At 59.2% G+C, this 15,775-nt stretch carries 8 protein-coding genes and 3 rRNA genes; 9 read left to right on the forward strand and 2 right to left on the reverse strand.

What is annotated here, in order from left to right; genetic code table 11:
* The first annotated feature begins 224 nt into the window (after nt 1-224).
* From ilvD to S6FBBBH3_RS11140, 5 genes are all read left to right on the forward strand, one after another.
* A complete protein-coding gene (gene ilvD, locus S6FBBBH3_RS04275) occupies nt 225-1,886 on the forward strand; it encodes a dihydroxy-acid dehydratase (RefSeq protein WP_120176577.1) in 1,662 nt (553 codons plus the stop codon).
* A gap of 435 nt (nt 1,887-2,321) precedes the next feature.
* A 16S ribosomal RNA gene (locus tag S6FBBBH3_RS04280) occupies nt 2,322-3,856 on the forward strand.
* 290 nt (nt 3,857-4,146) lie between these two features.
* Nucleotides 4,147-7,027: ribosomal RNA gene (locus tag S6FBBBH3_RS04285) — 23S ribosomal RNA — on the forward strand.
* Nucleotides 7,028-7,124: 97 nt separating this feature from the next.
* A 5S ribosomal RNA gene (rrf, locus tag S6FBBBH3_RS04290) occupies nt 7,125-7,239 on the forward strand.
* The 16S, 23S and 5S rRNA genes sit together here, the layout of an rRNA operon.
* A 113-nt stretch (nt 7,240-7,352) precedes the next feature.
* On the forward strand, nt 7,353-7,829 hold the full coding sequence (locus S6FBBBH3_RS11140) for a YdcA family protein (protein ID WP_179950566.1): 477 nt from the start codon (nt 7,353-7,355) through the stop codon (nt 7,827-7,829).
* Between the two features lie 92 nt (nt 7,830-7,921).
* Here the strand turns inward: S6FBBBH3_RS11140 and S6FBBBH3_RS04300 are convergent, their stop codons facing one another.
* Complete coding sequence (locus tag S6FBBBH3_RS04300; protein WP_120176578.1) at nt 7,922-10,510, reverse strand: [protein-PII] uridylyltransferase; 2,589 nt, start codon at nt 10,508-10,510, stop codon at nt 7,922-7,924.
* 261 nt (nt 10,511-10,771) lie between these two features.
* Nucleotides 10,772-11,596 (reverse strand): type I methionyl aminopeptidase, encoded by an 825-nt coding sequence (gene map / locus S6FBBBH3_RS04305; protein WP_120176579.1) that lies wholly within the window; start codon nt 11,594-11,596, stop codon nt 10,772-10,774.
* Between the two features lie 357 nt (nt 11,597-11,953).
* On the opposite strand from map, the gene rpsB reads away from it, so the two are divergent.
* The 4 genes from rpsB to frr all read left to right on the forward strand — a co-directional run bounded on the left by rpsB (nt 11,954) and on the right by frr (nt 15,681).
* Entirely contained in the window at nt 11,954-12,706 is a 753-nt protein-coding gene (rpsB, locus tag S6FBBBH3_RS04310) for a 30S ribosomal protein S2 (RefSeq protein WP_120176580.1), read from the forward strand.
* Between the two features lie 154 nt (nt 12,707-12,860).
* The gene (tsf, locus tag S6FBBBH3_RS04315; RefSeq protein WP_120176581.1) at nt 12,861-13,745 is read left to right on the forward strand and encodes a translation elongation factor Ts; all 885 of its coding nucleotides are present in this window, start codon (nt 12,861-12,863) and stop codon (nt 13,743-13,745) included.
* A gap of 317 nt (nt 13,746-14,062) precedes the next feature.
* Nucleotides 14,063-14,794 carry a UMP kinase gene (gene pyrH / locus S6FBBBH3_RS04320; protein WP_120176582.1) on the forward strand — a complete coding sequence of 244 codons (732 nt, stop codon included), beginning with the start codon at nt 14,063-14,065 and terminating at the stop codon, nt 14,792-14,794.
* A gap of 329 nt (nt 14,795-15,123) precedes the next feature.
* Nucleotides 15,124-15,681 carry a ribosome recycling factor gene (gene frr, locus S6FBBBH3_RS04325; protein ID WP_120176583.1) on the forward strand — a complete coding sequence of 186 codons (558 nt, stop codon included), beginning with the start codon at nt 15,124-15,126 and terminating at the stop codon, nt 15,679-15,681.
* The last annotated feature ends 94 nt before the right edge of the window (nt 15,682-15,775 follow it).

A 15,775-nucleotide genomic window follows, 5' to 3' on the forward strand; every position in this document is an offset into this window, starting at 1 on the left:
CTCCGGGTCTGTCGTCGGGAAATCTTACCGCGGCGACGAGGCGTCATACGGCGCTCTTCCGCCCGGTAGGCAAATGCGCTTAAGGAGAACCGCGAAGCCGTGTCTACGGCGTTTTGCGCAGGCGAATCGGGCTTTTCGCTTGATAGAGTGAAAGTTCGGGTCTGAACAAACGCTCAATCCAAGGCCCGTCAACCCATCCACTTCAAGAACAGGAGAACTTGCCTATGCGAAGCGATCGACTCACGAAGGGAGCCGCCGCGGCACCGCAACGCGCCATTCTGAAGGCCCTCGGTCTTTCCGACGCCGAAATCGAGCGGCCGCTCATCGGGATCGTGAATTCGCAAAACGACATTGTTCCGGGGCACGTGAACCTCGACAAGATCACCGAAGCCGTGAAGGTCGGGGTGGCGCTCGGGGGCGGCACGCCCGTGGTTTTCCCCGCGATCGCCGTCTGCGACGGGCTTGCCATGGGGCACGCCGGGATGAAGTATTCGCTCGTGAGCCGCGAGCTCATCGCCGACAGCGTCGAAACGATGGCTTCGGCTCATCCCTTTGACGGGCTCGTTCTCGTCGCGGCCTGCGACAAGAATGTTCCGGGGCTGCTCATGGCCGCTGCACGCCTCAACGTGCCGAGCATCGTCATTTCCGGGGGCGCCATGCTCGCGGGCCGCACGACGGACGGTTGCCGCCTTTCCTATTCCGACGTCGCCGAAGCGGTCGGGGCGCATGCGACGGGTCGCATCGACGCGGTGCGTTTTCTTGAAGTCGAAAACAAGTGTTGCCCGACCTGCGGCTCCTGCTCGGGGATGTTCACGGCGAACTCCATGAACTGCCTTACCGAAGTCCTCGGCATGGCCCTTCCCGGCAACGGCACGATTCCCGCCGTCATGTCCGCCCGCATCCGCTTGGCCAAAGTTGCGGGCATGCGCGTGATGGACCTCGTTCGTGAAGACGTTCGTCCGCGCGACCTGATGACGCGCGAAGCGTTTGAAAATGCGCTCACGGTCGACATGGCGCTCGGCTGCTCGACGAATTCGATGCTGCACCTTCCGGCGATCGCGCACGAGTGCGGGTTCGAGCTCGATTTGTCGGTCGCGAATACGATCGCCCGCCGAACGCCCAACCTCTGCCACTTGGCACCGGCCGGGTGCCATTACATCGAAGATCTCGACCGTGCGGGCGGGATTCCCGCCGTCATGAACGAACTCGGTAAGAAGGGGCTTTTGAACGAAGAGTGTCGCACGGTGTCTGGCGAAACGATCGGCGAGATCCTGCGCAAAGGCCGGGTGCTTGATCACGAGGTCGTCCGTCCGATCGAGAACCCGTACGGGAAGGAAGGCGGCATTGCGGTGCTCAAAGGAAATCTCGCTCCCGAAGGGTGCGTGGTGAAGAGGAGCGCCGTGGCGGATGCGATGCTCTGTCACGAAGGGCCCGCCCGGGTCTTCGACAACGAAGAGTCGGCGATCGCCGCCATCCATTCGGGTGCGATCCGTCCGGGGGACGTGGTGGTCATCCGTTACGAAGGCCCGAAGGGGGGACCCGGCATGCGCGAAATGCTCAACCCCACCGCCGCCATCGTCGGTGCGGGTCTCGGCGAAACGGTGGCGCTCGTTACCGACGGGCGTTTCTCGGGGGCGACCCGAGGAGCGGCCCTCGGACACGTCTCTCCCGAAGCCGCGGACGGCGGCCCGATTGCGCTCCTTCGCGAAGGCGATCGGATCCGTATCGACATCCCCGGTCACACGATCTCGGTCGACGTGTCGGATGAAGAGCTCGCGCGGCGTCGCGCCGAATGGCAGGCTCCCGAACCCCGCATCCGTACGGGGGTGCTCGCACGCTACGCGAAGCTCGTGAGTTCGGGCATGTCGGGAGCCGTCCTCACGTAAGGATCCGAGAGAGACTCGAAACGACGAGGGGCGCGCAGCGCCCCTCGTTTTTTTCGGGGTCTCGAAAAAAAAACTCTTGACAAACGAAAATTCCCGCGTATAATTCACTTCCTCTCGCGAACGACGACGCTTCGAGCGGCGGACTTCGGGAGGGAAACAAGAACGACCGCGAAAAATTTTCAAAATCGCTCTTGACAAAACGAAATCGACTCTGTATGATTTCAATTCTGCGCTTCACGAAGCGCAGTGCTCTTTAAAAATCAGATTCAACGAACCGATAAGTGTGAACATCGGAAAGCGAGAGGTCGCTCAAACGACAACGTGTCCTCACGGGCACGGCTCGAAAATTTTACGAAGTTCGCACTTGTCTGATAGAAAGACGAAGGTTAATTCCTTCCTCTTTCAATTCCGGCGAGAGAGCGAAAAACAGAGATTGAACTGAAGAGTTTGATCCTGGCTCAGATTGAACGCTGGCGGCATGCTTTACACATGCAAGTCGAACGGCAGCACGGGGAGCTTGCTCCCGGGTGGCGAGTGGCGCACGGGTGAGTAATACATCGGAACGTGTCCTCTTGTGGGGGATAACAACCCGAAAGGGTTGCTAATACCGCATGAGACCTGAGGGTGAAAGCGGGGGATCGCAAGACCTCGCGCAAGAGGAGCGGCCGATGCCCGATTAGCTAGTTGGTGAGGTAAAGGCTCACCAAGGCGACGATCGGTAGCTGGTCTGAGAGGACGACCAGCCACACTGGGACTGAGACACGGCCCAGACTCCTACGGGAGGCAGCAGTGGGGAATTTTGGACAATGGGGGAAACCCTGATCCAGCCATGCCGCGTGCAGGATGAAGGTCTTCGGATTGTAAACTGCTTTTGTCAGGGACGAAAAGGTTTCGGCTAATACCCGGAACTGCTGACGGTACCTGAAGAATAAGCACCGGCTAACTACGTGCCAGCAGCCGCGGTAATACGTAGGGTGCAAGCGTTAATCGGAATTACTGGGCGTAAAGCGTGCGCAGGCGGTTCCGTAAGATAGATGTGAAATCCCCGGGCTTAACCTGGGAATTGCATTTATGACTGCGGGACTGGAGTTTATCAGAGGGGGGTGGAATTCCAAGTGTAGCAGTGAAATGCGTAGATATTTGGAAGAACACCAATGGCGAAGGCAGCCCCCTGGGATACGACTGACGCTCATGCACGAAAGCGTGGGGAGCAAACAGGATTAGATACCCTGGTAGTCCACGCCCTAAACGATGTCTACTGGTTGTTGGGGATTCATTTCCTTGGTAACGAAGCTAACGCGTGAAGTAGACCGCCTGGGGAGTACGGTCGCAAGATTAAAACTCAAAGGAATTGACGGGGACCCGCACAAGCGGTGGATGATGTGGATTAATTCGATGCAACGCGAAAAACCTTACCTAGCCTTGACATGCCAGGAATCCCGAAGAGATTTGGGAGTGCCCGCAAGGGAATCTGGACACAGGTGCTGCATGGCTGTCGTCAGCTCGTGTCGTGAGATGTTGGGTTAAGTCCCGCAACGAGCGCAACCCTTGTCACTAGTTGCTACGAAAGGGCACTCTAGTGAGACTGCCGGTGACAAACCGGAGGAAGGTGGGGATGACGTCAAGTCCTCATGGCCCTTATGGCTAGGGCCTCACACGTCATACAATGGTCGGAACAGAGGGCAGCGAAGCCGCGAGGCGGAGCAAATCCCAGAAAACCGATCGTAGTCCGGATTGCAGTCTGCAACTCGACTGCATGAAGTCGGAATCGCTAGTAATCGCGGATCAGCATGCCGCGGTGAATACGTTCCCGGGTCTTGTACACACCGCCCGTCACACCATGGGAGTGGGGTTCACCAGAAGACGTTTGTTTAACCGCAAGGAGGACGGCGTCCACGGTGGGCTTCATGACTGGGGTGAAGTCGTAACAAGGTAGCCGTACCGGAAGGTGCGGCTGGATCACCTCCTTTAAAGAGAGCAAGTCCGAACGGCCTGCCGCTCTTCACGGTGTTCACACTTATCCGTGTCGTTGAAATGATTTTCGAAGACAGGAATGTTCTTTAAAAATTTGGAAAAGAAATGAAGCGTTCAACTGAATGCGCCGGCTCTTGATGAGAGGGTCGGAGATGCAGCAGTTGAGGGTTGTGATTGCATTCATTTGATTTCATGAAGTTCTCAAGAACCGACATAAATCAGAGAAACAGCGAAACACGTTACAGGTTGCTTGTAGCTTTGAAGGCAAAAGGCTTCAGAGTTATAGGATCAAGTGACTAAGTGTATGTGGTGGATGCCTTGGCGATCACAGGCGATGAAGGACGTGACAGCCTGCGAAAAGCTGTGGGGAGCTGGCAAATAAGCTTTGATCCACAGGTCTCCGAATGAGGAAACTCACCTGTTTTACAGGTATTCATAACTGAATACATAGGTTATGAAGGCGAACGCGGTGAACTGAAACATCTAAGTAACCGCAGGAAAAGAAATCAACCGAGATTCCGAAAGTAGCGGCGAGCGAAATCGGAGAAGCCCTGTGTTTGATAATGACTTCGATACCGGAACGATCTGGAAAGTTCGGCTATAGAGGGTGACAGCCCCGTACGGGAAATCGCAGTCATGGTACTAAGAACACGACAAGTAAGGCGGGACACGTGACATCCTGTCTGAAGACGGGGGGACCATCCTCCAAGGCTAAATACTCGTGATCGACCGATAGTGAACCAGTACTGTGAAGGAAAGGTAAAAAGAACCCCGGGAGGGGAGTGAAATAGATCCTGAAACCGCATACATACAAACAGTAGGAGCCTCGTAAGGGGTGACTGCGTACCTTTTGCATAATGGGTCAGCGACTTACGTTCAATGGCAAGCTTAACCGTATAGGGGAGGCGCAGCGAAAGCGAGTTCGAACAGAGCGATTCAGTCGTTGGGCGTAGACCCGAAACCAGATGATCTATCCATGGCCAGGTTGAAGGTGTGGTAACACACACTGGAGGACCGAACCGACTAGTGTTGCAAAATTAGCGGATGAGCTGTGGATAGGGGTGAAAGGCTAAACAAATCTGGAGATAGCTGGTTCTCCCCGAAAACTATTGAGGTAGTGCCTCGTGTATGACTCCAGGGGGTAGAGCACTGTTATGGCTAGGGGGACATGGCGTCTTACCAAACCATGGCAAACTCCGAATACTTGGAAGTTTGAGCACGGGAGACAGAGCACCGGGTGCTAACGTCCGGACTCAAAAGGGAAACAACCCAGACCGCCGGCTAAGGTCCCTAATATTGACTAAGTGGAAAACGAAGTGGGAAGGCTAAGACAGTCAGGAAGTTGGCTTAGAAGCAGCCATCCTTCAAAGAAAGCGTAATAGCTCACTGATCGAGTCTTCCTGCGCGGAAGATGTAACGGGGCTAAGTCAATAACCGAAGCCGCGGATGCACAGCAATGTGCGTGGTAGGGGAGCGTTCCGTAAGCCTGCGAAGGTGACTTGCAAAGGTTGCTGGAGGTATCGGAAGTGCGAATGCTGACATGAGTAACGTTAAAGCGGGTGAAAAGCCCGCTCGCCGTAAGCCCAAGGTTTCCTGCTCTACGTTCATCGGAGCAGGGTGAGTCGGCCCCTAAGGCGAGGCTGAGAAGCGTAGCTGATGGGAACAAGGTTAATATTCCTTGACCGCCGCCAAGTGCGAAGGGGGGACGGAGTATTGAAGATCATCCGGGTGTTGGAAGTCCCGGTTTCCGAGCGTAGGAAGTCGACAGGCAAATCCGTCGACGAATTTCCGAGGCGAAGGATCGAGGTTCTACGGAACCGAAGTGATTGGATGTGCTTCCAGGAAAAGCCTCTAAGCTCCAGCTTGGCGGGACCGTACCGCAAACCGACACTGGTGGGCGAGCTGAATATGCTCAGGCGCTTGAGAGAACTCAGGAGAAGGAACTCGGCAAATTGACACCGTAACTTCGGGATAAGGTGTGCCTTGGTAGCGTGAAGGGAGAAACACCCGGAGCGTGAAGAGGTCTCAGAGAATCGGTGGCTGCGACTGTTTACTAAAAACACAGCACTCTGCAAAGACGAAAGTCGACGTATAGGGTGTGATGCCTGCCCGGTGCTGGAAGATTAATTGATGGGGTGCAAGCTCCTGATCGAAGTCCCAGTAAACGGCGGCCGTAACTATAACGGTCCTAAGGTAGCGAAATTCCTTGTCGGGCAAGTTCCGACCTGCACGAATGGCATAACGATGGCCACACTGTCTCCTCCTGAGACTCAGTGAAGTTGAAGTGTTTGTGATGATGCAATCTCCCCGCGGCTAGACGGAAAGACCCCATGAACCTTTACTGTAGCTTTGCATTGGACTTTGAACCGATCTGTGTAGGATAGGCGGGAGACTGTGAAGCGAGGACGCCAGTTCTCGCGGAGTCGTCCTTGAAATACCGCCCTGATTTGTTTGAGGTTCTAACCTAGGTCAGTCATCCTGATCGGGGACCGTGCATGGTAGGCAGTTTGACTGGGGCGGTCTCCTCCTAAAGGGTAACGGAGGAGTGCGAAGGTACGCTAGGTACGGTCGGAAATCGTGCTGATAGTGCAATGGCAAAAGCGTGCTTGACTGCGAGACCGACAAGTCGAGCAGATACGAAAGTAGGTCATAGTGATCCGGTGGCTCTGTATGGAAGGGCCATCGCTCAACGGATAAAAGGTACTCTGGGGATAACAGGCTGATCCTGCGCAAGAGTTCATATCGACGGCGGTGGTTGGCACCTCGATTTCGGCTCATCTCATCCTTGGGCTGTAGCCGGTCCCAAGGGTATGGCTGTTCGCCATTTAAAGAGGTACGTGAGCTGGGTTTAAAACGTCGTGAGACAGTTTTGTCCCTATCTGCCGTGGGCGTTGGAAGATTGACGGGGGCTGCTCCTAGTACGAGAGGACCGGAGTGGACTGACCTCTGGTGTACCGGTTGTCACGCCAGTGGCATCGCCGGGTAGCTATGTCGGGAAGAGATAACCGCTGAAAGCATCTAAGCGGGAAACTTGCCTGAAGATAAGTCTTCCTGGAGGCTTGACCTCCCTAAAGAGTCGTTCGAGACCAGGACGTTGATAGGTTGGGTGTGTAAGCGCTGTGAGGCGTTGAGCTAACCAATACTAATTGCTCGTGCAGCTTGATCCTATAACCGTGAAGCTTTTCTCCCTGTCGGAGAGAACTTCGAAATCGATGGGCAACACAGCCCGCTTCATTTCGATTCCGTACAAAATTCAAAGTTTTGTCTGGCGACCATAGCGAGGTGGCCCCACTCCTTCCCATTCCGAACAGGACAGTGAAACGCCTTAGCGTCGATGATAGTCGGTTGTATTTCCGGTGAAAGTAGAACATCGCCAGACTCCCCATTCAAGAACCCTCGGTACTTCGGTATCGGGGGTTTTTGTTTTGGATCGTGTATTCTGGTGCACGGTGTCCGCCCGCTGCGACGCCTCGTTTTTCGTCCGATCTTCCCATGTCCCCCTTCAAGTTCGTTTGCTGCGCGTTCGCCCTCGCTTCGGCGTTCGCTCTCCTTGCGCCCGACACGATGGTGTCGGCCGTTGCACCCTTCTCACCCGTCTCGAACGCCTCGGCCGCCAACCTGCCGTGCTCGGGGAAAATGGGCGGCATCGAACGGTGCGTCGAAGGGCGGTTTCTCTGCCGCAACGGCCAATTCTCCCGAAGCAAGAAGGTGTGCGATGCGTCCGTGGTCGGACAGAACGGGAATGCCGCGAGGAGCTTTGCCGGTTCGAATGCAGCGAACCCTGCCGTAGCGAATCGTTTGAACGGCTCGACCGGCATGAAGGGCTCGACCGGCACGCGACCCTTCCGCCTCAATCAACCGTGCTCCGGGAAAATGGGCGGGATCGAGCGGTGCGTCGAAGGACGGTTCCTTTGCCGCAACGGCGAATTCTCCCGCAGCAAAAAGGTCTGCGACCCGTCGCACCTCTGAAGCGCGGGGACGCGTTCCTTTTCCCGATAACGAAAGCCTCCGATACGCGGTACCGGAGGCTTCGGTGCTTTTGGGGTGTCGGTTTCGAGGAGTCAGCTCTTGGGGGCGGACACGGCCTCGACGAGTTCGGCTTCGAGTGCGAGCACGGTTTCGTCCGAAGCGAGCGCCGCACCGTCGATGAGGAACACGTCTTCGACGCGCTCCCCGAGCGTGGCGATCTTCGCCGTCTGAAGGTTCACGCCGTAGCGGAAAAGCACTTCGCAAATTGCGTTCAAGAGCCCCAGGCGGTCCGTGCAGACGACGGTGAGAATCGACGCCTTACCCGATTCGTCGGGCATGACGGAGACGACCGGACGGATCGGGAAGTGGCGCGAACGGCGCGAGAGCCGCACCTTCTTCGGGGACTCCAAGGGGGCCGTGTCGACCAGGGCGGCCGCGAGGTCCCGCTCGAACTTCCGAAGGGCCGCGTCGCCCCCTTGGGCGAGTCGCCCGTGGGCGTCCGCGACGAGAAAGGTGTCGAGCGCATAGCCGTGACGCGTCGTGCAAATGCGCGAGTCGACGACCGACAAGCCGCATTTTCCCAGGTAGGCCGCAGCTCGCAGGAAAAGCCCCGCACGGTCGGGGAGGTAGAAGAAAAGCCGGATGCCGCCCATTTCGGAGGCGACCTCCGCATGCACCAAGGGCGTCGGATCGTTCCGGCGCAGGGCGATGCGCTCCGTGTGGCTCACGATCTCTTCGGGCGTATGGCGCATGAAGTAGACGAGGTCGAGCTCTTTCCAGAAGGCGTCGCGCGCTTTCGCGTCCACCCGTCCTTCGAGGAGTGCTTCCGCCGCTTCGCGTCGCCGTTCCAGAACGTGCCCCGCCGACACGGCCCCGCCCGAGAGGCGCGCAAGGGTCGCACGGTAGAGGCTTTCCAGGAGCTGCCCCTTCCACTGCGTCCACACCTTGGGGGAGGTCGCACGGATGTCGGCAACGGTCAAGAGATAGAGGGCGTCGAGACGCTCCTTCGTTTTGACAACCGAGAGGAACCGTTCGATGACGGCCGGGTCGGAGAAGTCCTGCTTTTGCGCGACCTGGCTCATCGTGAGGTGTTCCCTCACGAGAAAGACCACGAATTCACGGTCGCTCTCGGAGAGCGCAAACTGCCGGCAGGCTTCGTCCGCCTTTTCCGCCCCGAGCACTTCGTGGCGACCGCCGAGGCCTTTCCCGACGTCGTGAAAGAGCGCCCCGAGCACCACCCGCCAGTTGTCGTGGAGTTCCGCCATGATTTTCGAGCAGAAGGGGTACTCGTGCGCGTATTCGCTCCGAGCAAAGCGGCGGACGTTCCGCACGGTGCGAAGCGTATGTTGGTCGACCGTGAAAATGTGGTAGAGGTCGTGCTGCATCTGCCCCACGGTGTGGCTCCACCCCGGCAGGAACCGTGAAAGGAGTCCCCAGGTATTCATGAGCTTCAACGCGTGATAGGTCCCCCGGGGCATCTTCATGATCTCCATGAAGATCGCTCGGTTGGCGGGATCCGAGCGGAACGCGTCGTCGATCGTGAAGGACGCGTGCCAGAGGGCGCGCAAGAGGCGCGTCGACAAACGGGAGAGTTCGCGGTGTTGTCCGTAGACGAGGAACGTGCGCAAAAGGGCGTTCGGGTCCTTCTTATAGACGTCGTCCGAGACGAGATCCATTTCGTCCCCGCGCGCAACAAAGGCCGCCTCAAGCCGAACGGGCGTCGCCGCTTCGTTGTCGCCGAGGAGCCGATCCGCAATCGCCTGAAGCTGCACGGTCGAAAGCTGCGTGACGGTTTTCGCGTTGAGGTAGTAGCGCTTCATGAGCGCTTCGGAAGCGCGCTGCAGAGGCGTTGCTTTGTAGCCCATGCGGGAGGCAAGCGCCTCCTGCAAATCGAAAATCAAACGGTCTTCGTGTCGCCCTGCGAGGAGATGCAGATTGATGCGCAGGTCCGTGAGGAATTCAAGACTGCGCGCGAGTGCGTGCATTTCGCGCTCCGTGATGAGCCGCCCTTCGGCCATCGCTTCGAGGGACTCGGCAAGGCCCGCCGCCTTCGCGCACCAGAGAAAGACCTGGATGTCGCGCACCCCCCCCGGGGACTCCTTGAGGTTGGGCTCAAGCGCATAGGGCGTGTCGTCGTGACGCTGATGGCGTCGCGCGAGCTCCAACATCTTGTCGCGGAAAAAGGCCCGCGCGTCGAGGGCCGCGTAGAAATCCTGAAGGGCCTCTTCAAAGAGCTCGGCGTCCCCGTAAAGGACGCGGTGTTCGAGATAGGTGGTCGCCACCGACACGTCCGCGGCACCCGCTTCGGCAAACTCGGCGCGGCTCCGGACCGACGCCCCCACCGACAGACCGAATTCCCAAAGCGCCGTCGTAAAGCGCGCGATCGCGTCGCGTTCGGGCGAGGCGATGTCGACAGGGTGAGCCGTGAGGATCAAAAGGTCGATGTCGGAATAGGGAAAGAGTTCCCCACGGCCGTAGCCCCCGACGGCGGCCAGCGTCAGGTCGTGTTCGGGAAGGCCCGCACTGCCTGCCAACGCCACGAGCGCCCGGTCGAGCGCCGCCGTGTGACCCGCAAGGTAGGCGCGGCCTTCGCCTCGGGTTTCGTACTCGGTTTTGAGGCGCTCGCGCTCCGAGCGGAAGGCGTCGAGAATGCGGGTGAGGTCGCGGGCGAAAGTGTCCATGGCGGGAATGTCGATTGGGGAGTTGCAGAAAGAGGGTGTCGGATTTTTTTCGATCGTCGTCGGATCTTAGCCGATGCTGTTCGTTCGGACCTTACGGGCGACGATCGAGAGGGGACGACGGAAACCGTGAACGGAAGCTCAAAAAAAAGAAAAAGCCGCCCGGGCGACGCGCGCCGGACGGCTTTTCGGGAGACTTGGAGCGTCGAAAAGTCGAACGATTGAACGATCAAACGATCAAAGGGCTCCTGCAGATTCCGTGCTTCAGAGGTTTTCGGGCTTCTTCCACCCCTTCACGAAGGCGGGCGGCTCGGGCGTGCCGCGGCTCACCGTGAGGATGTCGTAGCCCGTTTCGGTCACAAGCACCATGTGTTCCCACTGGGCGGAAAGCGACCGGTCGCGCGTGACGACGGTCCAACCGTCGCCGAGCATCGTCACGCCGTAGCGGCCCGCGTTCACCATCGGTTCGACCGTGAAGACCATGCCGGGTTCGAAGACGGGCGTCGGGCGCGTCACGGGGAAGTGATTGACGTGGGGTTCTTCGTGGAAGCCCTTGCCGATCCCGTGGCCGCCGTAGTCGCGAACGACGGAAATCCCGAACTTGTCGGCGTAGGCCTGGCACGCGACGCCGATGTCGTTGAAGCAGCCGCCCGGGCGCACGGCGTCGATCCCGGCCCACATCGTTTCGAAGGCGAGCTTCGCAAGGCGCGCGCCCGCGATGGTGGGTTTGCCGACCACGAACATGCGGGAGGTGTCGCCGTGGTAGCCGTCCTTGATGGAGGTGACGTCGATGTTGACGATGTCGCCGTCCTTCAATTTCTTCGGACCGGGGATCCCGTGGCAGACGACGTGATTGACGGAAATGCAGGTCGTGGCGGGGTAGGGCGTCATCCCTTCGGGCTGGTAGCCGAGGCACGCGGGAATGCACTTTTGCACGTTCACCGTGTAGTCGTAGGCGAGCTCGTCGAGTTCCTTCGTCGTGACGCCGGGCTTCACGAAGGGGGTGAGGTAGTCGAGAAGTTCCGAAGCAAGGCGACCCGCAACGCGAAGGCCCGCGATGTCTTCGGGGGTTTTGATGGTAATGGCCATGGAAAAGCGTCCCAAAACAAATGCGGCCGGCGCGCGGTATGACACTCGGGCGCCGGAAAGGAAGTGCCCGTATTTTAGCGGACTTGGCGGGGCGTCCGAGCCGCGGGGAAAGGGGACGAGAAGAAAAGGCGTCACACCCTGCAAGAAAATGCGTGAAGACGCTTGAAAGCCTGCGGACGGTCGCGTAAAATCGCGGCTTTCCTACCGAAGGCGTTTCACTCGGAACGTTTTTCGGTTTCAACGCCCGGTCGCCTTGGTCGGCCCGGGTACAACCGTGCGCACGCTCCGCCCCCGAGGTGCCCCTGAAGCGGGGGTTCTCTGCGGAGCGTGTCAGACTCTAACCTTGGAGCTACTCAAATGATCAGCATGCGCGAAATGCTCGAAGCGGGCTGCCACTTCGGCCATCAGACCCGTTTCTGGAACCCGAAGATGGCCCAGTACATCTTCGGCGCCCGCAACAAGATCCATATCATCAACCTCGAAAAGACGGTCGCCAAGTTCGACGAAGCCTGCAAGTTCGCTCGTCAGCTCTCGAGCCAGGGCGGCAAGATCCTTTTCGTCGACGCCAAGCGCGGCGGCCGTGAAATCATCGCGGCCGAAGCCCAGCGCGCCGGCTGCTGCTGGGTCGACCAGCGCTGGCTCGGCGGCACGCTCACCAACTTCAAGACGGTGCGCGGCACGATCAAGCGTCTGAAGGATATGGAACAGCAGCTCGCCGACGGCACGGCTGCCGCTCTCACGAAGAAGGAAGCGCTCGATTTCCAGCGCAACGTCGAAAAGCTCAACAAGTCGATCGGCGGCATCAAGGAAATGACGGCTCTGCCCGACGCCCTCTTCATCGTTGACGTCGGCTACCACAAGATCGCCGTTCAGGAAGCCAACAAGCTTGGCATCCCCGTCATCGGCGTGGTCGACACGAACCACTCCCCCGATGGCATCGACTACGTGATCCCGGGCAACGACGACTCCTCGAAGGCCGTCGCCATCTACGCCGCGGGCATCGCCGACGCGATCATCGCCGGCCGCAACGACAGCGCCCAGGAAATCGTTGAAGCCGCCAACGAAGACTTCGTCGAAGTCTCCGAAGGCGAAGAAACGACCGAAGCCTGATTTTCGTTCGAGCGCTGTGGGGCGCCCCGTCGTCACCGTCTATAATGGCGCGCGACGAGGGCACCTCCGTGTACCGCTTCATGAAAAGGGGGGCTCGTCGAGCCCCCCTTTTCGATACATCCATACCACAACCGAATTCAATTGGAGATTGAACATGGCTGCTATTTCCGCCGCGATGGTCAAGGAACTGCGTCTCAAGACCGACGCGCCGATGATGGAATGCAAGAAGGCCCTGACGGAAGCCGACGGCGACATGGCCAAGGCTGAAGAAATCCTTCGCGTCAAGCTCGGCAACAAGGCCTCCAAGGCCGCCAGCCGCGTTACCGCCGAAGGCGTCGTCGCCGTCTACATTTCCGAAGACCGCAAGGTCGGTGCCATCCTCGAAGTCAACTCCGAAACCGACTTCGTGGCGAAGAACGACGAGTTCATGCAGATGGCCAAGGACGCCGTGCGTCTCGTGGCCGAGCACAACCCCGCCGACATCGCCGCTCTCGGCGAACTCGCTCTCGGCGACAAGACCCTCGAAGCCGTCCGTACGGCGCTCGTGGGCAAGATCGGCGAAAACATGACGTTCCGCCGCTTCGAACGCATCGAAGCCAAGGGTGAACTCTCCTCCTACGTCCACGGCTCGAAGATCGGCGTCATCGTCGACATCACGGGTCCGGCCGAAGTCGCTCACGACGTCGCCATGCACATCGCCGCCTCGAAGCCGAAGGCTCTCGACGAATCCGGCGTCGACGCCGCCGCGATCGAATCCGAACGCCGCATCGCCATCGAAAAGGCCCGCGAAGCTGGCAAGCCCGAAGCCATGCTCGAACGCATCGCCGAAGGTACCGTGAAGAAGTTCCTCAAGGAAGTCACGCTCGTCAACCAGCCGTTCGTCAAGGACGACAAGAAGTCGGTCGGCGAAGTGGTCAAGGCCGCCGGCGGTCAGATCAACGGCTACACGCTCTACGTCGTGGGCGAAGGCATTGAAAAGCGTGCCGACGACTTCGCCGCCGAAGTCGCCGCGCAGGTTGCCGCCGCCAAGCAGGGCTAATTCGTTTGAGCCCCGCGTCGGGTGACGGGGGACTCTGATCGCCCCGCGCGATCGAACTCCAATCCCGACAAAAAGCGCCCCGTACGCCTTAAGAAGCGTTCGGGGCGTTTTTTCGTTCTTCTTTCGCGCTTTTTCGCCCGGAAGGTCTCGGTGCACCGCCGCCCCTCGGGCGGGTTGACGGATATTCGAACAAATTCCAACCTGCGATAAAGTACCTAGTCGGACAAAAGGTGCTTATAATTCGAAAAATTTTGAAATAGGGGGCGCCGCGGGTGCCTGCCTTTCCCGAAACTCTCACTGCATACGGAGCTCCAGCGATGTCCGAACACGAGAATCCCCAGCCGGTCTACAAGCGTATCCTTTTGAAGCTTTCGGGCGAAGCCCTCATGGGCGACGACGCCTTCGGGATCAACCGCTCGGTTCTCCAGAGCATGGTCGAAGAAGTTCGCAGCGTCGTCGAGCTCGGCGTTGAAGTGGGCATCGTCGTCGGCGGCGGCAACATCTTCCGCGGCGTTGCGCTCGGTGCGACCGGCATGGACCGTGCGACGGGCGACTACATGGGTATGCTCGCCACGGTGATGAACGCCATGGCGCTCGGCGACTGCTTCCGCAACAACGGCGTCGAAGCCCGCGTGCAGTCGGCTCTCCATATCGAACAGGTGGCCGAACCCTACATCCGCGGCAAGGCCCTGCGTCATCTGCGCCTCGGCCGCGTCGTGATTTTCGCGGCGGGTACCGGCAACCCCTTCATGACGACGGACACGACGGCCGCCCTGCGCGGCGCCGAAATCGGTGCCGAGGTCGTTTTGAAGGCCACCAAGGTCGACGGCATCTATACGGCCGACCCGAAGAAGGATCCGACGGCGACGATGTTCGACGAAATTACCTTCGACAAGGCGCTGCACTCGAACCTCCAGGTGATGGACGCGACCGCCTTCGCGCTCTGCCGCGCGCAGCACCTCCCGATCAAGGTCTTCAACATCAACAAGAAGGGTGCGCTGCGTCGCATCTGTCTCGGCGAAAAGGAAGGGACGCTCGTTCACTCCTAATCGAGGGACTTGCGCAGGAGAGCCTTCGGCATCCGTTCGAAAGGCTCTTCCTGTCGTTCGAAGACCGTCCGAAGTCCGCTTCCGGCACGACCGGGCGGGCTTCGTCGTTTCGGGGAAAGTACTTCGAGCGCCTTCGGGCCCTGTGATAAAATTCCCCACGCTCGGGCGTCCGGGCGGCTTCTGTCGCTCGACCCTTTGCGGGGCGACACTTCGCCTCGACACGAACACCAATTTTTGCAGGCGCGAAGAGCGGACCTCTTCGCGTTTTTTCTAAAAAATAAGGCAAGGAGGATGAGCCTCGGGCTCGGACACCTCCGGGAGAAATCAACATGACTGGCGACGTCCTCAAGCAGGCCGAACACAAGATGGGCCGCACCGTGGAAACCCTCCGCGAAGACTTCACGAAGATCCGTACGGGCCGTGCGAGCCCCGGCCTGCTCGACCACATCCGCGTCGACTACTACGGCTGCGAAACCCCGATCAACCAGGTGGCTCAGATCGGCGTGGGCGACGCGCACACCCTCACGGTTCAGCCGTGGGAAAAGTCGATGATCAAGGTCGTTGAAAAGGCGATTCGCGAATCCGACCTCGGTCTCAACCCCGCCACGTCGGGCGACTTGATCCGCGTGCCGCTGCCCCCGCTCACGGAAGAACGCCGTCGCGAACTCACGAAGGTCGTGAAGGGCTTCGGCGAAGACGCCAAGGTGGCCGTTCGCAATCTGCGTCGCGAAGCCAATTCCCACATCGATCGTCTCACGAAGGACAAGGAAATCTCCGAAGACGATCAGCGCCGTGCCGAAGCCGACATCCAGAAGCTCACGGACCGCTACATCGGCGAGATCGACAAGGTCGTGGCCGACAAGGAAAAGGAAATCATGACGGTCTAACGGCCGCCCGGGGTTCAAGAGGGCTCGACGCGTTTGAATCCGCTTGAAGCCGCTTGACCCCACTCTCTTTTCCGAAGGACCCCGCTCGCGCGGG

The sequence above is a fragment of the Sutterella megalosphaeroides genome, from assembly GCF_003609995.1.
GTDB lineage: Bacteria > Pseudomonadota > Gammaproteobacteria > Burkholderiales > Burkholderiaceae_F > Sutterella > Sutterella megalosphaeroides.